Source organism: Chitinophaga sp. 05T412 (assembly GCF_056396465.1).
On sequence record NZ_JBFTLN010000020.1, the window covers coordinates 94,945 to 113,301 of the forward strand.

An 18,357-nucleotide genomic window follows, 5' to 3' on the forward strand; every position below is an offset into this window, starting at 1 on the left:
TCCTGTGATTCATCGACATAAACGCCCTATTTACAGAGATCCCATTGCTTATCTGGGCGGATTGCCGCAATTTCATTTTCTATCTATCTGTCGCAAATGTTCCGGTTAAAATCTTCGGTAGTAATAGCACACATCACAGGGTGGCTGATATGCCTTAGTTTACCGCTACTATTTATTAGCGGGCAAACGGGCGACCATCCGGCACTTTCCATCTTATTTTCCACAGATTACCTTGTTTTCGGGGTAACATATGTAGCATTATTCTATTTTCATACTTACTTTCTCCTGCCCCGTTTGTACTTCCGCAGGCGTTATGTATTGTACTTTTGTTTTGTATCCTTATTGTTGTTGATGATCAACTATATGCGGCCCTTTGATCATTTATTTAGCCGGACACCGCATCCGGTAGCAGCCCACCGGTTACCGCTGCTGAAATTGGATACCGTCAGCGATTTCCTGTTTCTGCTCACCATCTCACTAAGTATTGCGCTGGCAATTACCCGGCGCCGGCGGCAAACCGAGCAACAGGCACTCTATGCGGAAACACGTAAAACCCAGGCCGAATTATCTTTTCTGAAAGCCCAGATCAATCCACACTTCCTGTTCAACACCCTTAACAATATTTACTCCCTCGCCATGACACGTAACGAAAATACGGCCATGAGCATTATGAAGCTGTCGAACATGCTCCGGTATGTTACAGAAGATACGCGGCATGACTATGTACTGTTGGAAAATGAAATTGATTGTTTGCGTGATTATATAGATCTGCAAAAACTACGGCTAACCACCAAAACGCAGGTAAACTTTTCTGTTACCGGCAGTCCTGGTATAAAGTGTATTGCACCACTGGTATTGCTTCCTTTTCTGGAAAATGCCTTCAAATATGGGGTCAGCAATCATGAACCCTCAGAAATAAATATTCAGCTGGCTACTTCTGAAAATCATATCCATTTTTTCTGCAGCAATAAGTTATTCAGGATGGTATCGGATAATAGCCAGACTGGTATTGGCATTACCAACACCCGGCAAAGACTGGATCATTTGTATCCGGATAAATATGAATTGCAAATCAGTGAAGACAATGGGGCGTACGCGATTACACTACAACTACAGGCATAACTGATGGCTTATATCAAACAGTATTTCCGGCCTGAAATTTTTTGATAACAGTATTTATTTCGGGAGAGAGATCCCGCTCTGGTACTGCTCCAGCATCAAAAAATTCCAGGAACCGGAAATACCTTAACAGATTAGCTCTTACAACGATTAATGATACAGGTAATTGAGTGCAATAATATCATTGGCGTTGAAGGTGCGGTTACCGCCGTTAGAGCAGGCCAGCATCCAGGAGTTTGCATCCGGGCCGGAAGGGGTGCCAGGGATGTATACAGCGCCTACGCCGCCATCGCCTTCGTTTACAGCACTACCACCACAGCTGTAGGAACGATCCATATAGTCGGTATGACGCATACCGATACAGTGACCAATTTCATGCTGGATAACAGAGCCTACATACAGTACGTTAGGATTGGAACCATAAGCATACTGGTTAGTGTTCATCTTAATAGTACCGAAAGGATTACCGGCGCTGGTAGGGAAACCGGAAGATCCCAGCGTAATGTAGCCACCGCTTGGGCCCTGGTTAAATCCTTTAATGGTGATGTCAGGAGTACCGCTGGTAATACGCTGGAAAGTAAAACGCAGTCCTAACCTGTTGTAGCGGGCAATAGCAGTATCTGCGCCGGCGATAAATGCAGCACCGAGACTGGTTACTTTTACTTTGATGACGCGTGGTAAGGCGGTCACCAGTAAATTAGTACGGTATTGTTCTGTTTTTGCCACCCTGAGCACAGGGCTTACCACCTTCGTTTTCAGCTGGTCTGCAGTCAACAGGATATCGCCTTCAACGAGGTAACCATCTTCTGTTTTTACTACATTGTCTGTACTGAAACCGTTGTCTTTAATCTGGGCTAACACTTCGGCTGATACCGGATCAGGTTTTACTTCTTCTTTTTGTGCGCCATTTTTTTGGCAGGAGGCGAACAGGAAAGTGGCTGCCACGCAGCAAAGAACAGGAATTGTTTGTTTTCTCATAGATCCAAATTTTGGTTTGTTTTTTGGGTTTTGGTTTAGAAAAAAGATATCCAGGTTGCCTGTTTTAGTGAACAGGCAATTATACGTCACCGAAATACCGGCCATGCTCACCAGGCATACCATGTTATTACGCGTGCAGATTACACACATGGATAATGCCCGGCTAATTGCTGCTGGTGCAATCTTTCCGGTTTATTAATAACTACAACATGCCTGCAATGATTTGTGGTACGGCAACAGGAACATTTATTAATAAGTGCATTTCATACACTTATTAAAATGCTCAGCCTATTGCCACAAATGCAATTGCTTCGCTTTGTTTATAATCCCAAAAAACCACGGTGAAGTGTGCTCTCGTTTTTGGATAATTACAACAGCTAAGATGCCTGTAATGACACAGCATCTGCTTTTCAATGGATTGGCGATGATTCAGTAATACCGGCTACTTCCGGCTACAAGGATTTGCTTTACAGATTAACTAACTTGTGAAATKGTTTTCCAGATCGTTGTTTAGATTTGTTCAGATTTTGTCGAAAATTTGCTCTTAGGATTTCCCTTTTTCAATATTACAACTTTCGTTTTATTTAAAAAAAATATTTTGTTTTTTATCCGGCTAAAATTGCGTTGACAACCTAAATATAGTAGCTTTAAGCAACAACATATAGCCCTACATCACCGAACTATTGTTACAACGCCGCATGAAAAGTAATCCGCTGAAAATATGGTCCCTGTTAACTTTGCTGCTATGTTACTGTTATAGTACCGCTGCACAACAAAAAATTTCAACCGATAGCATGCTGCAACGATATGCAGCTGACACGTTTTCCCGTTCACATCCCGGTCCGCCTTACCTGGTTAAATTCAAAAAAGCGCCTGCGTCGGGGGTACTGCTACAATATGGACTAATACAAGCTATCAGCCGATATCATTATATTCTGCAAACGCCTCCAACAGACAGTAGTCTCCGATATTGCTACAGCGCCAATTCCAACTATAAAGCCAGCACCCCGTTGCTGATACAACTGGAACATACTCCGGATGCCGATAGTATCCTTACACAGGTGTCTTATACTCCGCATACTACATTGGCATACGCCGTTGTACGTACCCGTTCGGATCGTTTTTCTACCGCAGTGGTAACCGTTCAAAAGCAGCAATGGCAAGCGTTTATCAGTCAACCGGCGGTGTTGTTTGCCGACCGTATTCGTCGCCCCAGGCCGGAAATAATTATCAACACCAGCAATCTGACACTCAACGGTGTACTTATTACGCAACAACAATTTCCCTTGGTACAAGGAAAACGTATAGTCGTTTCCGTTAAAGAAGATCGTTTTGACACTACGGATATTGATTTGAAAGGGCGGTATCTTCCTTCTGCCTATACTTCTGCATTAAGCAGTTCCCATGCCACTATCATGGCTACGCTCATTGGAGGCGCAGCCAATAGCGGGCAAAACGGAAAAGGTGTGGCGCCACAGGTGAAGCTGAGTTCCGCAGATTACAACAGTAGCCTATTGCCGGATGATGATAAGTATTACCAACAATCCGGTATCACCATACAAAATCATTCGTATGGTACCGGCATAGAAAATTATTATGGAGCAGAAGCAGCTGCTTATGATCAACAGATTTACGAAGCAGATACCCTTGTGCATGTATATTCTTCCGGCAATATCGGTAACACCACGCCTGCCGACGGGCGGTATCAGGGTATTGCCAGCTATGCTAATTTGTCCGGCAATTTTAAACAGGCTAAAAATGTGATCGTAACAGGTGGTACAGACGGCGCAGGCATCATCATGCCCTTAAGTTCCAGAGGACCGGCCTATGATGGCCGTATTAAACCTGATATCACCGCATATGGTGAAGACGGCACGTCCGGCGCTGCCGCCCTTACTTCCGGTGCAACTGCCCTGTTACAGGATGCCTGGCTACAACAACACAACAGCCCCATGTCTTCCGCACTGGTAAAAGCAATCCTGATCAATAGTGCCAAACGCCCTTCAGGAATAACGCCATCTTATACAGATGGTTTTGGTCGTTTTCATATATTGGCCGCCATGCAAACCTTGCAGGAAAACAGGCTACTGACAGGATCTGTCAGCAATGGTACGCCTGCCATCTTCTCTATCAACGTTCCGGCAGGCATACAGCAGGTAAAAATAACTTTGTGTTGGAATGATCCACCAGCATCGGTAAACGCCGCTAAAGCGCTTGTAAATGACCTGGATCTGGTAGCCACTACGACGAACAATAGCTGGTTGCCATGGGTGCTTTCCTCCTACCCGGCCGCAGATTCCCTAAATGCCCCGGCTAAACGCGGCCGCGACAGCCTCAATAACACCGAGCAAATCACCATTGATCATCCGGCAGCGGGACCATTACAACTACGTGTAAAAGGCAGCTCCCTGGCTACGGCCAGCCAGTCGTTTTACCTGGTTTATGAATTTATGCCATTGCAGAGCTTTCAGTGGCAAAACCCCGCACCGGAAAACATCCTCGGCGCGGCACAAAATATACCACTGCAATGGGAAACTACGTATAGTGGTAACGGTGATATTTCGTACAGCACCGATAGCGGCCATACCTGGCTCCCCATTGTGCAAAATGTGCCGGTGGCCTCCGGCATTTACAACTGGATCACACCTAACATCCTCGAAAAAGCATGGTTTAAACTCACCTTGCCGGATACCGCGTTTATCAGCGCGCCCTGCTATATTTCGCCACAACTGACGATACATACCGGCTTTAACTGCACCGATACGGTATTGCTTTACTGGAACGGACAACCTGGTGCTGCTGCCTATCAGTTATATACGATGGGAAATACTACGCTTATTCCGTATAGCCAAACCCGTGATACGTTTCTCTTTGTACCGAAATCCACGGTGGCTTCCCTGTACTTTGCGGTAAGTCCCGTAGCAGCTGCCGGCTGGACCGGCCTGCGCAGCTATGCCACCAATTACACACTACAGGGAGTAGGTTGCTATGTGCGAAACCTGCTGGCCGATAAAACCACTGACAACAAAGTATTGCTTTCCCTTACCCTCGGAAGTACCTGGCATCTTAAAACCCTTTACTGGGAGCGATCTTCCTCCAAAGGATGGATAGCACTGGATTCTACGGCTATTGGGGAAGCCATGAATTTTAACTGGCTGGATCAGTCCCCCTCAGAGGGCGTAGTACATTACCGCGTACGTTTGCTCACTACAGATGGCCAAAATATATATTCAGATATTGCTTCCGTGAATATCTTTCTAAACAATAAAATACTCCTTTTCCCTAACCCTGTTAGTTCGCAGTTATACATCTTAGCTGAACAGGCCCGCAGCCGGAAACTGGTGATTACTGATATGAGTGGCCGTATTATGATGCAACGTAATCTGGAAGATAGCCAGGAAGTTATTCCTGTACAACAGCTGCCCAATGGTGTTTTCAATTGCAGTATTTATGTGGATGGGAAACGGGTGTATACCAGACAATTTGTGAAACAGGGGCGGTAGAGCATAACGCAGAAAGCATAAAGCAAAAAGCTATTGTAGCGAATGATTAAAGCGGATACTCGCTCTTTTCATTCGCTACAATAGCTTTTTGCTTTATGCTTTCTGCTTTATGCTTTTATAGATGTATTGCTTCGCCGTAAGCTACTTCTATGGCGTCTTTTACAGATTCGCTCATAGTTGGGTGTGGATGGATAGCATCCAGTACTTCCTGGTAAGTAGTTTCCAGTTTACGCGCTACTACTGTTTCTGCGATCAGTTCAGTAACGTTCGCACCAATCATGTGGGAACCTAACCATTCGCCGTATTTAGCATCGAAGATCACTTTAACGAAACCTTCAGTAGCACCAGCTGCAGAAGCTTTACCAGAAGCAGAGAATGGGAATTTACCCACTTTCACTTCGTAACCGGCTTCTTTTGCTGCTTTCTCGGTATAGCCTACAGATGCAATTTCAGGTGCGCAATAAGTACAACCTGGAATGTTCATGTAGTCGATAGTAGCAGGTTTGTGGGCGTATTTCTTTTCGTTGTAGCCGATAGCTTCTACGCAAACGATCGCTTCTTTGGAAGCAACGTGTGCCAGGGCCTGACCAGGAACCATGTCGCCGATAGCGTAGATACCCGGAACATTGGTTTGGTAGTATTTATCTACCAGTACACGGCCTTTATCGGTTTTAATACCCATACCTTCCAGACCGATATTTTCGATATTAGCGGCGATACCCACGGCGCTAAGTACAACATCTGCTTCGAGGGTAATTTCACCGGTTTGTGTTTTCACTTTCGCTTTCACACCGTTACCAGTAGCTTCCACAGCTTCAACAGAAGCGTTGGTCATGATATCGATACCTTTCTTTTTGTATATTTTTTCCAGTTCTTTGGAGATATCCTCATCTTCAACTGGTACTATGCGTGGGAGGAATTCAACGATGGTTACTTTGGTACCCAGGGTTGCGTAGAAGTAGGCAAATTCAACGCCGATAGCGCCAGAACCTACTACAATCATGGATTTAGGTTGCTTAGGCAATACCATTGCTTCGCGGTAACCAATTACATTTTTACCATCTATCTTCAAGTTAGGCAGTTCACGTGCACGTGCACCTGTAGCCAGGATGATGTGTTTAGCTTCATGTACTGCAGTTTTACCGTCTTTATCGGTTACTTCTACCTGGCCTTTGGCTTTTACTTTACCATTGCCCATGATCACATCGATCTTATTTTTCTTCATCAGGAACTGAACGCCCCTGCTCATTTTATCAGCAACACCGCGGCTACGTTTGATCACCGCTTCAAAATCAACCTGTGCATCAGCTACGGTAATACCATAGTCTTTCGAATGCTGCGTATATTCAAGAACCTGTGCAGTTTTTAATAAAGCTTTGGTTGGAATACAGCCCCAGTTTAAACAGATACCACCCAGGCTCTCTCTTTCCACGATTGCAGTTTTAAATCCCAGCTGAGAAGCACGAATAGCAGCCACATATCCGCCGGGCCCACTACCAATTACGATTACGTCGTATGCCATATTGTTTAATTTTAAATTGAACTCGCCAAAGGTAGCTAATTAAGCTAAAAGCACAAAGCAGAAAGCAAAAAGCCATCGGAGCAAATGACCAGCGCGAATATCCGCTTTAATCATCCGCTCCGATGGCTTTTTGCTTTATGCTTTCCCCTTTATGCTTATCGAAGATCTACCACTTCAACGCCGGGATATTTCTTAGCGTCAAATGTAAAAGTAGCATCGGTCAGGTTGGTATTTGGTGTAAAGTTGGTGATCTCGTAGGTGTAGTGGTTACCATTTTTCTCAAAAACCTTCATTTTTGCGATACTCTGGCTTTTCTTATCTACGGACACAATTACCTTAAATATATTCTTGGATTTATCAGTAGGTGTTAACTCTACATTCTGGTATACTTTACCTTTTTCGTTGGTTTCAGGTTCCAGTTTGTACAGATAATCTTTATCGTAGAAATTAGTGAACAGTTTGGCAGGTGTCATAGAGCCACTGCTTTGATCTACGTTATTGATCGTTACTTCGTTTACATCTTTGGCGTAGGTCCAGGAAGTTTTATTATCGCTGATAATTTCCTGACCTGGCAGCGTTACTTTATATTTTGCACCTTTCAGGTATACGGTTCCTTTTTTGGAATCAGATACACTGTTGTTAGCGCCTTCTACTTTCAATATAAAATTAGCTACTACTGTTTTTAATGACTTGAATTTATTACTTACACCATCCAGAACAACTTTTGCCTTGGGGTCAGAGGCGCCTTTGGATTGTGCCATGCCGCTGAAAATGATACCACTCAACAACATTCCTGTTAATACAAGTTTCTTCATCGTATTTTTTTTTAGTTTGTGCTCTCCCAGCAAAAACAAATGCCATGCCGGTATAGCGGGTTGGTCTTTTACAGGCAGCAAAATTCAGCATATTTCCTGAAAAAGGATAATTATTTCGAAGGACCTTAACATATTATAACAAATTATTAAGGATTTCCTGTAACTCACTTTCTGTTCTCACCAGTACTTCCCGCGCTTTGCTACCCATATTGGGCCCTACAATATTAGCAGCTTCCAGCTGATCCATCAATCGCCCTGCCCGGTTGTACCCCAGCTTCATCCGGCGTTGTAACAAAGAGGTAGAACCTTGCTGCGTGGTAACAATCACCTGGGCGGCTTCTTCAAACAGCGGGTCCCTGTCGGCAATACTGAGTTCCTTGCCATCCGGATCTTTGTCGTCCACATATTCCGGCAGCAGGAAGGCATCGGGATAGCCTTTCTGGTTACCAATAAACTCGGCCACACTTTCCACTTCGGGTGTATCCACAAAAGCACATTGCAAACGTACCAGTTCTCCATTAAAGGAAACCAGCATATCCCCCTGACCAATGAGCTGTTCCGCCCCACCAATATCCAGGATGGTACGGGAATCTATTTTGGAAGATACCTTAAAGGCCACACGGGCCGGGAAGTTAGCTTTAATAGTACCAGTAATAATGTTTACAGACGGACGTTGCGTGGCAATGATCAGGTGAATACCCACGGCACGGGCCAGCTGGGCTAAACGGGCAATCGGCATTTCCACCTCTTTACCGGCAGTCATGATCAGATCTGCAAACTCATCTACCACCAGCACAATGAAAGGCAGGTAACGATGGCCTTTCAACGGATTCAGGCGACGCTGGGTAAATTTGCCATTGTACTCACGGATATTACGGGTACCGGCTTCTTTCAGCAGGTCGTAGCGCAGGTCCATTTCAATACACAGCGCATTCAGGGTATGAATTACTTTTTTGGTGTCGGTGATAATCGCATCATCCTCACCCGGCAACTTAGCCAGGAAGTGCTTCTCAATGAGCTTGTAGAGCGATAGTTCCACTTTTTTCGGATCTACCAGTACAAACTTCAACTGGGATGGATGTTTTTTGTACAACAGCGATACTAGCAAAGTGTTGATACCAACAGATTTACCCTGACCGGTAGCACCCGCCATGAGCAGGTGTGGCATTTTGGCCAGATCGGCAATGAAGTTTTCGTTGTCGATTTTTTTACCAATGGCAATAGGCAAGTCCATGGTGCTGGTCTGKAATTTCTCCGAAGCCAGCATATTTTTCAGCGACACAATTGTTTTTTTCACATTGGGCACCTCTATACCGATGGTGCCTTTACCCGGGATAGGCGCAATGATACGGATACCCAGCGCTGACAAACTCAGGGCAATATCATCTTCCAGGTTTTTAATACGGGAGATACGAACGCCGGCAGCCGGCACAATTTCGTACAGTGTCACAGTGGGTCCTACGGTGGCACTTATCTTCTGTATGGAGATATCATAGTTTTTCAGGGTATCAATGATCTGGTTTTTATTCTTTTCCAGCTCAGAGGTATCCTGTACGATTACTTTATCAGCATTATGATTTTCCAGCAGGTCCAGTGTCGGGAATTTATAGTCGCGCAGATCCAGCGAAGGATCATAGGGATCTACCGGCTCCACGGGCCTGGATGGCTGAATTTCTTCTATCTCGTCTTCTTCATCCTTGTAGGTCTCTTTAATTTCAAACGCTACTTCCTGCGGACCATTTTTCTTTTTATTAGGAGCAGGCGTTTGTTCTACTGTTTCTTCTATATACAACAATGGCCCCGGATCTTCTTCTTCCTCCTCTTCATCTTCCAGTGGTGGCAGTTCATATTGTTCCTCCGGTTCCGATGTTAGCACAGGGGCTACTGGCGGCATGTATGGCGCATGGGAAGGAATAACAGTAATATCTTCTCTTTCTACCAGCTGCATCGGTGGCAGATCTTCTTCATTTTCTTCCTCTTCTTCATGCGGCGGAATCACCATCACGCCTCCATCTCCTTTCAGCCCATTTTTACGCGGGTCTTCCTTTACCGGTGGTGTGGCAGTGGCGACAGCGTTAGCGGCAGCAGCTGTTGCGGCGGGCACGGGTGCAGGAGGAGCTGCGGCGGGTATGGGTTTAGGTGCTTTTATTTTTTTCTCCGGCCATTTAAATTCAAAATTGAATTTCCAGATCAGCCAGGAGAAGCCCACTACCAGTAGTAAGAGGGCGGTACCTGTTTTACCCACAAAGCCGGAAGTCCATTTATTCAGGGCATCGCCCAGGGCGCCGCCCCAGGGGAAGTCGTTTCCACCGGCCACAAAAGCCATGGACATACTGATAAAGAGCAGTCCAAACAAAATATATTTCACGTTGCGCCAGATGCGGAACACACGGCGTCCTACGATGAAGTTAATACCGATGATAAAAAAGAAATAGCAAAACAGGTAAGCGGCAATACCTACGCCGTAGAAAAAGAAGTTGTGGGATACATAAGCACCCAGGCGACCGAGCAGGTTATCTACTTTTACATCTCCGAAGAAAAGCTCCCGGGTAGTGTAATGGAATATTTTATCCTGGTCATCTTCCCAGGTAAAAAGATAGGAAGTGAAGGCAATAAAACAGTACACAGACAGCAAAAGAAAGAACACACCCATTACTTTATGGGTCCGCTCATCTTTCACCAGTTCTTTTACTTTTACCTCGGGCTCCTTGTCTTTCGTCAACACATCAGGGTTCGGTGTGGGGCCTTTCGGTTTCTTGCTTTCCGGTTTTTCGGTTTTCAGTTTATTCCTGGACATAATTAGCTTTTAGCTGCCAGCTGCCAACTTTAGTGGATAGCGCGGCTACTACTAACAGATGACAGCTATATAACTTTCAATTTTGGGACTTCCTGGCGAATTATGGCAACTGTAAAATCCAGTGTGCAATAAATTCGGGTACCAGGGGATCAATGGTTTGCTCCAGCTCTCCGTATTCGGTTGCTGTACAAGTTTTGCAACGTTGGAACAAATGGTTCAATCCATCAAACTTACGGATTGTTACCTGCATATTTCCATTTTCGGTTAATGCACGTTCAATAGCATTCAGATTTGTAGTGGCATCCACCTGTATATCTTTCGTTCCATTAATGCCCATAAACGGACATTTCACCTGTTTAAGGTACGTTAATGGATTGTATTTCAAAATTGATAATGCTTCGGGGCTGAGATCGGCGTTATTCACCATCTCTTCCTCCGTCATTTCTTTTTTCACAGTTTCATCAGAGCTACGGTACAATTCCCTGATGATGGCCGCTGCTTTGGGCCGGGTTTGGGCAATATTGCTATCGGCGGCCAGCAGGTCCCAGTATGGTTTCATTCGTTGGCGATCGGCCACAATAAAACTATCGGATTTCCCTGCCATACTTTGTTTGATGGCCATTTGCTGATCTATCAGTTGCCGGCCGGTTACCCCCACGCCGGCCATGGATATTACAAAAGCCACGCCCGGATTGTTTGCTGCCACAATCTGTGCCACAATACCGCCTTCGCTATGTCCCAACAGGCCCACGTTCACGGGATCTACATCTTTCCGCTTTTTCAGATAGGCGCTGGCGGTACTTACATCATGCGCAAAATCATAGATAGTGGCATCGTAATAGTTACCGGTAGATTTTCCGGTGCCGCGGTCATCAAACCGCAGTGAGGCAATCCCGTTTCGCGCGAAATAGTCGGCCAGTACCAGGAAGAGCTTATGCCCCGCCATTTCCTCATCTCTGTTCTGTGGTCCTGACCCGCTGATCATCACTACCACCGGATATCTGCCTGCGGCAGCGGGGCGGGTAAAGGTACCTGCCAGTGATACAGAATCTTTGATATTATTAAACCGAACCTCTTCTGTGTAATATGAATACGGTGGTTTAGGCTCCTGTGGCCGTTTGTACAGGTCGGCGCTGGTAATTTCCTTCCGTCCAAGGTTTACATCGTTTTCATCGCCGCCGAAGCTGGAAATGCCTTTGAACTGTTTGGTAGCCTGATCCCATACACCGGTGTAGGAAAAATGGACCTCATCTATGCGAAGCAGCAGCGTATCTTTCCGGTATACAACTGTTTCCAGGTCAAACTTTTCGTCTTCTGCCAGGTCTGGTAGCTCCATGTAGCCTTTGTAGCCACCGGCGCCATCTTTTTCCAACTGTACTATCATGCGATATTTATCGCCGTAGTAACGTTTGAAAGTACCATACCATTTGCCGGCAATGCCCTCATTATCCTGAGCCATCGCCATTGAACCTGTCAGCACTCCCAGCAACAACACCCAAAAACCTTTGTACATATATGCGTTCGTCTTTATGCTTTTATTTTTAAAACACCGAGCAGCAGACTTACCCATCCTGCTATAAAGAATACACCACCAATGGGTGTAATGATACCGAGTTGTCTCAATCCTACGTCACCTGTCATTTTGAGCAAGGTCATCGCGTAAAGCGAACCGGAAAATAAAATGATACCGATAATAAAGCATCTGCCAGCCCATTCCAGCTGTGCGCCGGGAATCTGTGCGAAGAGAATGCCGGTAGCTATTAACGCAAAAACGTGATAGAACTGATAGGTAACGCCTGTCTGAAAAGTAGATACGGATTCCGGTGGCACCAGTTCTTTCAGCTTATGTGCACCAAATGCACCTAAGATAACTGCCAATGCGCCCAAAACCGCCGCCCAAACTAAAAAACTCTTATGCATACTAGAAATTTTGCGTAAAGGTATCCAATGAAATATTATCTGATGAAATTATATGCCTGGATTGCTGGTAGAAAGGCAACCGCTCTGCCATTTTCTTTTCTACAAATCCGATCAGGTCCTCATCCTCCAGATCAGCGATCAGCGGACGTTTGGATTTTTTACGTTGCAGTCTTTCTGCCATAGCCTCCACAGAAGGATTAATCCAAACGGTGGTACCATGTTCATTCATGAAATCCATATTCTCCTGGAAGCAGGGCGTACCACCACCACAGGAGATCAGGAAGTTTTCCTGTTCCGATAATTCCCGGAGCAGTTTACTTTCCTTATCACGGAAATAGTCTTCTCCTTTGGTAGCAAAGATGTCAGCAATTGCCATTTCTTCTGCTTCTACAATCACTTCGTCCAGGTCATAGTAGGGAAGATGCAGGTGATCCGCCAGTTGTTTACCCCAATAGGATTTTCCGGCACCCATAAAACCGAGTAAGTATATCTTCATAAATAACGCAACAGTGCTTAATAAATTCTTTCCTCACGCAGGATGAGTCCATGCCAGGCATAGGCCATTTTCCATAATATATTGCAAATATAACCGGGTATTTCTATCCTGTTTGTTAAAATCGGCGGTAATAAAACCTGCCTGTTGATAAACAAAGGGATGCAGTTTCATATTCTCCTTAAAATCAACGCTTCCCAGTCCATACCATTTAAACATGGCTTCTTTGGCGCTCCAGCAAATGGTTTTATGGGTCAGTTCATGCGCCGGGTCTATAAACGACCTTTCGGCTGGCGACAGAAACTTATGCGATACCAGTTCTATTTTTTGCTTCACCTCTTCAATATCTATGCCTACTGCGGCCTTGGTGCTTACAATAGCCGCTGCGTAGTCGCCGCAATGAGAGATAGAAAAATGGTAGCTATCACATACCAGCACGGGTTTACGGCTGTTGGTGACAGTGATCTGTTCGATAGGGAATGCGGGAAAAAGCGTCACCAGCAGGTATCTGCCCGCAAAGTGCTGCAAGCGCTTGTGCGGATGATGAATCGACGGGCTGATATTTACCTTCTCCCGGAAAAAATCTTCCTTCTCTGTTATCTTCCATACACCCAGCTTCGTTTCCGGATCAATTTGTATCGTTCGTATTAATGGCATATCTTGCCAAATTAAAGCAAAAAAGCAGAAAAAACAGTTTTTGGCAGCACGTGTTTAACGAAATGCTAACAGCTGAAAACCAAAAAGCTATTAAAACTAAACGAACCTAAGCATGATTCTGTCAGACAAACGGATATTGGAGGAAATTGAAAAAGGCACTATCGTCATCGCTCCCTATGACCGGAAATTCCTGGGTACCAATTCTTATGACGTGCACCTGGGCAAGTACCTGGCTACCTACAAAGACCGTGTGTTAGATGCGCGCAAACACAATCAAATTGAGCATTTTGAAATACCGGAAGAAGGATATGTGTTGCAACCTGGTACGCTGTACCTCGGTGTAACAGAAGAATACACCGAAACGCATGCCCATGTGCCCTTCCTGGAAGGTAAGTCGAGCACCGGCCGTTTAGGGATCGATATTCATGCTACCGCTGGTAAAGGAGATGTAGGCTTCTGCAACACCTGGACCCTGGAAATTTCCTGCGCACAACCCGTACGTATATACGCCGGCATGCCTATCGGGCAGCTGATCTACTTTGTAGTAGAGGGAGAGGTAGAAACTTTGTACAATAAAAAAGGCAACGCTAAATATAATGGCCGCACTATCAAGCCCGTTGAGAGCATGATGTGGAAAAATGAATTTTAATACAGCTGAAGGCATAAAGCCGAAAGCAAAAAGCTATTATAGCGAATGATCATTGCGGAATTTAATCCTACGCTTTAATCATTCACTATAATAGCTTTTTGCTTTCGGCTTTATGCTTTTAGCTTCAAAACATGCGCTTCTGCCAACGTAGGCACTTCCAGCTTGTCCATGAGGCGTTGCATGACTGCCAGTGGCACTACTTCTTCCCGTTGACGGTTTTGTTGTAACAATCTTTCTGCGGGTACTTCCACATATACAATGGTTACCGCTGCCTCATAAGTAGTAAAAAGACTGATCAGCTGTTCCCTCATTTGCCGGGTGATATTGGTGGCATTCCAGACGAAGGGTTGTTGCCGGCGTAAGTAAACCCTGGCCTGCTCTTTGGCCGCCTGAATCACCACCCCGTTACCACTTTTATCCGTTGGGCTGATTTTCATTTCCCTTCGGATATTATCGAGAGATATCACCGGCCACTGCCTATAATGTTGCTGCACATAGGTATCCTTCCCTGCCCCTGGCAGGCCGCTCATCATCACCACTTCCGTTTGCGGCTGTTGAAACGGCACATAGTCCGGCGGCGAATCTGTTTTCCGGAGATAATACATACGCGCTTCCGGTGTAGCAAAAGCACGTGGCTGGCCCCAGCACTCATTTTCCCGGCACAGCTCTTCAAAGCAATCCAACCGGTACAGTAAATCGGCCTGGTCGGAACAAATCCGGCCCAGGGCATCCGCACGGGCCAATAAGGCCAGCAACCGGGTATCTACCTCCAGACTGGCGATAATAGCCGCCCGCTGCGGGTCCGGTTTATCGAATACCCATAGCGGTAAGCCATGATACCTTACCAATTTGGCAATTTGTTCCCGTATGGTAAAAGGCGCCGGCACTTCCCGGTAAAGGATTTGCCTTGCCCGCCCCTCTCCTTTCCGCGCATGACCAGCGGATGTAATACGACCATCCGGTTCAATCACGGTGGTACTGTATTTCTCTACATCATGCAGCAAAGCGGCAGCCCATAGCAGCTCCTGGTCTGCTGCCGGTAATTGTTGGTATTCTGGTAGCTGCTCCAGCGCTACCAATACCATTTGTGTATGAATGGCTACATTTCCTTCCGCATGATGACGGGCATCCTGTGGCACCTGCTGCATAACGCGTACCCACTCAAAGGCCTGCTCCAGCGCTGCCCACGATTTATTTTTACTGAGCTGCCACATAACTACCTCCTTCATTATTTAACCTGGCACGGCGCCAATGTCGGGTCCAGTGCTGGTCTGTTTTCACATGTCCTTTGCGGACATACTTAAACACATTGTTTGCAAAATCGCTGACCGCATAGCCTGCGGCATTACGGGATACAATTCCCTCGATGGTAGCGGGCTGGCCGGTATGTATATCATACGGATCGAAAGTGCCTCTGCTGTTTACAAGCGCCAACGTATCCTGTTCAAATTCACTACGTGTAGCCGGCGGCGTTATCCGCTTAATTTCCGGCACTACCGGCAGCTCCAGCATAGCGGCATAGAAATGGGTTTCCTCCCAACTCAGCCACCGCGCTCCTTCCCGGATACCAAATACATAGAAATGATGATCCAGGTTTCTATATTCAATAGAATGCACAGCGTATAAATTTTCGAGGAAAATTTCCAGATCGCCTAAATCATTCTTTATACTTTGCCAATAGCGGCGGATGCTTTCTGACCAGGCCGATGTAGTAGGCGCAGCATGTGAGCGCGCAAATACACCGTAGCGGGAAAGACAATTATTTTCACCGTCCAGTTTTTCCGTATGAATCAGCACAGGAATCTGTTGCAGCTGCTGCCAGTATTCATATTGAATACGGTCATCGCTGGTAGTTCCCGGCGAAAACGGATAATGCCAGGTACGGCCATATTTCTGAGAAATTGCCATGTTATGGGGTTTAAATTAAACAATAAAATCACAGGCCGGTTCCGGAAAGGAACGGCGAAAGGAATGTTGTTAATATGCCTGTGAGATTACATGGCGCAAGTGTTAATCGTTTTAATTAATAAGCCGCAAAAATAAGAAAATAATTTAATAGTATATTACGCAGGCTTTTTGAAAACAACACCAATCTAACACCATGAGAAAATTCCTCCTTTGTGCCACCGCACTGGCAGCTATGGCTGCCTGTAACAACAGTGGCAGCAGCAAGCATAGCAACGGGTCCGACAGTACGCTGAACAATGCTTTCAGTCAGTATGAAGCACATTTTATTGACGCCCTGTGGAAAGTAAATCCCGACTGGGCCACCAGCGTAGGGTATCATGCCTATGACAGCGTATTACGGATACCAGATAGCACCGAAACACAGGTGCGACTGGCCTTCGCGAAACAACAACTGGATTCGCTCCAATCATTTGATCTTAAAGCATTAAGTGATGCCAACCAAATTGATTACCAGCTGATACAGAATTACCTGCAATCAGTACAATGGGCCATCAATGAGCAGAAAAGCAATGAATGGGACCCATCTTCCTTTAACGTCAGTAATACCTTTGCCTTTATCTTAAATGAAAACTACGCACCACTGGAAACCAGGTTACGTAGCTTTGGCAGCAGATTACAAGCGGTACCTGCTTATTATGAGGCAGCCAAAAAACAAATCAACAACCCTGTTCCTGAACTCACTTCGCTGGCCATAGATCAGAACAATGGCGGCTTATCTGTTTTTGAAAAAGACTTTGTTGATTCATTGAAGAAAACTACCATTCCGGCAGCAGAACAAACTGCCCTGGTAGCAAATGCTAAAGCGGCGGCCAAAGCCATCCGCGATTATGCAGACTGGCTAAAGGCGTTGAAACCTGCCAACCCACGTAGTTTCCGGCTTGGTAAAGCTTTGTACGACAAAAAATTTGGTTTCGATATACAATCCTCTTTTACTGCGGCACAAATCTATGATTCAGCAGTTGCCCGTAAAGCATTTATCCATGGAGAGATGATAAAAATCAGCCAGCAGCTGTGGCCCAAATATTTTGGCAATGCGCCGATGCCTGCGGATTCTCTCGCGTTGGTAGGCAGGATGATAGACACACTTTCCGTGCAGCACGTGAAGCCGGAAGAATTCCAATCGGCCATTGAAAAACAGCTCCCTACACTCATTGCTTTTATCAAAGAAAAAGATCTCTTATACATTGATCCATCCAAACCGCTGGTGGTACGTAAAGAGCCAGCCTACATGGCGGGTGTAGCCGGCGCTTCTATCAGTGCGCCTGGTCCTTACGACAAGGGCGGTAATACCTACTACAACGTGGGCAGCCTGGAAGGATGGCCAAAAGATAAAGCGGAAAGTTTTCTCCGTGAATACAATCAGTATATCCTGCAAATACTGGATATCCATGAAGCTATTCCAGGCCATTACACCCAACTGGTATACGCCAATCAATCTCCCAGCCTGATTAAATCGCTCATGAGCAATGGCGCCATGATTGAAGGATGGGCGGTATATACCGAACAAATGATGCTCGAAAACGGCTACGGCAATAATGCTCCCGAAATGTGGCTGATGTGGTACAAATGGAACCTGCGCGCCGTATGCAATACCATCCTGGATTACAGCGTACATGTGAAAGATATGAGTCAGGAAGCGGCCATTCATTTACTGACAAAAGAAGCCTTCCAGCAAGCGGCAGAAGCAGCAGGAAAATGGAAAAGAGTAAGTGTTACCAGTGTACAGTTAACGAGCTATTTCACCGGCTACAAAGAAATTATTGATCTGCGGGAAGCTTACAAAAAGCAGCAGGGCAAGGATTACAGCCTGAAAGCATTTAATGAGAAGTTCCTGAGTTATGGCAGTGCACCGGTAAAAGATATCCGGTTACTGATGTTGAAATAAGATTCATTTTTTACCATAAAAAAAATGCAGTGGTTTCCCCACTGCATTTTT

14 protein-coding genes are annotated in these 18,357 nt (G+C 45.6%); 4 read left to right on the forward strand and 10 right to left on the reverse strand.

What is annotated here, in order from left to right:
• Positions 1-96 precede the first annotated feature (96 nt).
• A complete protein-coding gene (locus tag AC1DFM_RS31590; RefSeq protein ID WP_477080774.1) occupies positions 97-1,122 on the forward strand; it encodes a sensor histidine kinase in 1,026 nt (341 codons plus the stop codon).
• Between the two features lie 147 nt (positions 1,123-1,269).
• Here AC1DFM_RS31590 and AC1DFM_RS31595 read toward each other — a convergent pair whose 3' ends face one another.
• Positions 1,270-2,097: a M57 family metalloprotease gene (locus tag AC1DFM_RS31595; RefSeq protein ID WP_477080775.1), complete on the reverse strand. Its 828-nt coding sequence runs from the start codon at positions 2,095-2,097 to the stop codon at positions 1,270-1,272.
• A 794-nt stretch (positions 2,098-2,891) separates the two neighbouring features.
• Between AC1DFM_RS31595 and AC1DFM_RS31600 the strand changes: the two genes are divergently transcribed.
• Positions 2,892-5,600, forward strand: a complete 2,709-nt coding sequence (locus tag AC1DFM_RS31600; protein ID WP_477080776.1) for a S8 family serine peptidase — start codon at positions 2,892-2,894, stop codon at positions 5,598-5,600.
• A gap of 115 nt (positions 5,601-5,715) precedes the next feature.
• On the opposite strand, the gene lpdA is transcribed toward AC1DFM_RS31600, so the two are convergent.
• The 7 genes from lpdA to AC1DFM_RS31635 all read right to left on the reverse strand — a co-directional run bounded on the left by lpdA (position 5,716) and on the right by AC1DFM_RS31635 (position 13,804).
• Positions 5,716-7,122, reverse strand: a complete 1,407-nt coding sequence (lpdA, locus tag AC1DFM_RS31605) for a dihydrolipoyl dehydrogenase (protein WP_477080777.1) — start codon at positions 7,120-7,122, stop codon at positions 5,716-5,718.
• Positions 7,123-7,277: 155 nt separating this feature from the next.
• Complete coding sequence (gene lolA1 / locus AC1DFM_RS31610) at positions 7,278-7,937, reverse strand: outer membrane lipoprotein periplasmic chaperone LolA1 (protein ID WP_477080778.1); 660 nt, start codon at positions 7,935-7,937, stop codon at positions 7,278-7,280.
• Positions 7,938-8,070: 133 nt separating this feature from the next.
• A complete protein-coding gene (locus tag AC1DFM_RS31615) occupies positions 8,071-10,734 on the reverse strand; it encodes an FtsK/SpoIIIE family DNA translocase (protein WP_477080779.1) in 2,664 nt (887 codons plus the stop codon).
• Positions 10,735-10,834: 100 nt separating this feature from the next.
• Positions 10,835-12,247 (reverse strand): alpha/beta hydrolase family protein, encoded by a 1,413-nt coding sequence (locus tag AC1DFM_RS31620; RefSeq protein ID WP_477080780.1) that lies wholly within the window; start codon positions 12,245-12,247, stop codon positions 10,835-10,837.
• Positions 12,248-12,261: 14 nt separating this feature from the next.
• Positions 12,262-12,654 (reverse strand): DUF423 domain-containing protein, encoded by a 393-nt coding sequence (locus AC1DFM_RS31625; RefSeq protein WP_477080781.1) that lies wholly within the window; start codon positions 12,652-12,654, stop codon positions 12,262-12,264.
• A 1-nt stretch (position 12,655) separates the two neighbouring features.
• The gene (locus AC1DFM_RS31630; RefSeq protein ID WP_477080782.1) at positions 12,656-13,150 is read right to left on the reverse strand and encodes a shikimate kinase; all 495 of its coding nucleotides are present in this window, start codon (positions 13,148-13,150) and stop codon (positions 12,656-12,658) included.
• A gap of 33 nt (positions 13,151-13,183) precedes the next feature.
• Positions 13,184-13,804, reverse strand: a complete 621-nt coding sequence (locus AC1DFM_RS31635; RefSeq protein WP_477080783.1) for a 4'-phosphopantetheinyl transferase family protein — start codon at positions 13,802-13,804, stop codon at positions 13,184-13,186.
• Between the two features lie 112 nt (positions 13,805-13,916).
• Here AC1DFM_RS31635 and dcd point away from each other — a divergent pair, with 112 nt between their 5' ends.
• On the forward strand, positions 13,917-14,453 hold the full coding sequence (gene dcd, locus AC1DFM_RS31640; RefSeq protein WP_477080784.1) for a dCTP deaminase: 537 nt from the start codon (positions 13,917-13,919) through the stop codon (positions 14,451-14,453).
• Positions 14,454-14,563: 110 nt separating this feature from the next.
• Here dcd and AC1DFM_RS31645 read toward each other — a convergent pair whose 3' ends face one another.
• Both AC1DFM_RS31645 and AC1DFM_RS31650 read right to left on the reverse strand, forming a co-directional pair.
• Positions 14,564-15,682, reverse strand: coding sequence for an AAA family ATPase (locus AC1DFM_RS31645; RefSeq protein ID WP_477080785.1), 1,119 nt, complete (start codon positions 15,680-15,682; stop codon positions 14,564-14,566).
• On the reverse strand, positions 15,651-16,361 hold the full coding sequence (locus tag AC1DFM_RS31650) for an RNA ligase family protein (protein WP_477080786.1): 711 nt from the start codon (positions 16,359-16,361) through the stop codon (positions 15,651-15,653). The genes AC1DFM_RS31645 and AC1DFM_RS31650 overlap by 32 nt, the downstream gene beginning before the upstream one ends.
• A 193-nt stretch (positions 16,362-16,554) precedes the next feature.
• Here AC1DFM_RS31650 and AC1DFM_RS31655 point away from each other — a divergent pair, with 193 nt between their 5' ends.
• Positions 16,555-18,306 carry a DUF885 domain-containing protein gene (locus AC1DFM_RS31655; RefSeq protein ID WP_477080787.1) on the forward strand — a complete coding sequence of 584 codons (1,752 nt, stop codon included), beginning with the start codon at positions 16,555-16,557 and terminating at the stop codon, positions 18,304-18,306.
• Positions 18,307-18,357 lie beyond the last annotated feature (51 nt).

Coding starts and splice junctions, on each gene's coding strand:
- AC1DFM_RS31590 (WP_477080774.1), top strand. CDS start 97: ATGTTCCGGTTAAAATCTTCGGTAGTAATAGCACACATCACAGGGTGG.
- AC1DFM_RS31595 (WP_477080775.1), bottom strand. CDS start 2,097: ATGAGAAAACAAACAATTCCTGTTCTTTGCTGCGTGGCAGCCACTTTC.
- AC1DFM_RS31600 (WP_477080776.1), top strand. CDS start 2,892: ATGCTGCAACGATATGCAGCTGACACGTTTTCCCGTTCACATCCCGGT.
- lpdA (WP_477080777.1), bottom strand. CDS start 7,122: ATGGCATACGACGTAATCGTAATTGGTAGTGGGCCCGGCGGATATGTG.
- lolA1 (WP_477080778.1), bottom strand. CDS start 7,937: ATGAAGAAACTTGTATTAACAGGAATGTTGTTGAGTGGTATCATTTTC.
- AC1DFM_RS31620 (WP_477080780.1), bottom strand. CDS start 12,247: ATGTACAAAGGTTTTTGGGTGTTGTTGCTGGGAGTGCTGACAGGTTCA.
- AC1DFM_RS31625 (WP_477080781.1), bottom strand. CDS start 12,654: ATGCATAAGAGTTTTTTAGTTTGGGCGGCGGTTTTGGGCGCATTGGCA.
- AC1DFM_RS31630 (WP_477080782.1), bottom strand. CDS start 13,150: ATGAAGATATACTTACTCGGTTTTATGGGTGCCGGAAAATCCTATTGG.
- AC1DFM_RS31635 (WP_477080783.1), bottom strand. CDS start 13,804: ATGCCATTAATACGAACGATACAAATTGATCCGGAAACGAAGCTGGGT.
- dcd (WP_477080784.1), top strand. CDS start 13,917: ATGATTCTGTCAGACAAACGGATATTGGAGGAAATTGAAAAAGGCACT.
- AC1DFM_RS31645 (WP_477080785.1), bottom strand. CDS start 15,682: ATGAAGGAGGTAGTTATGTGGCAGCTCAGTAAAAATAAATCGTGGGCA.
- AC1DFM_RS31650 (WP_477080786.1), bottom strand. CDS start 16,361: ATGGCAATTTCTCAGAAATATGGCCGTACCTGGCATTATCCGTTTTCG.
- AC1DFM_RS31655 (WP_477080787.1), top strand. CDS start 16,555: ATGAGAAAATTCCTCCTTTGTGCCACCGCACTGGCAGCTATGGCTGCC.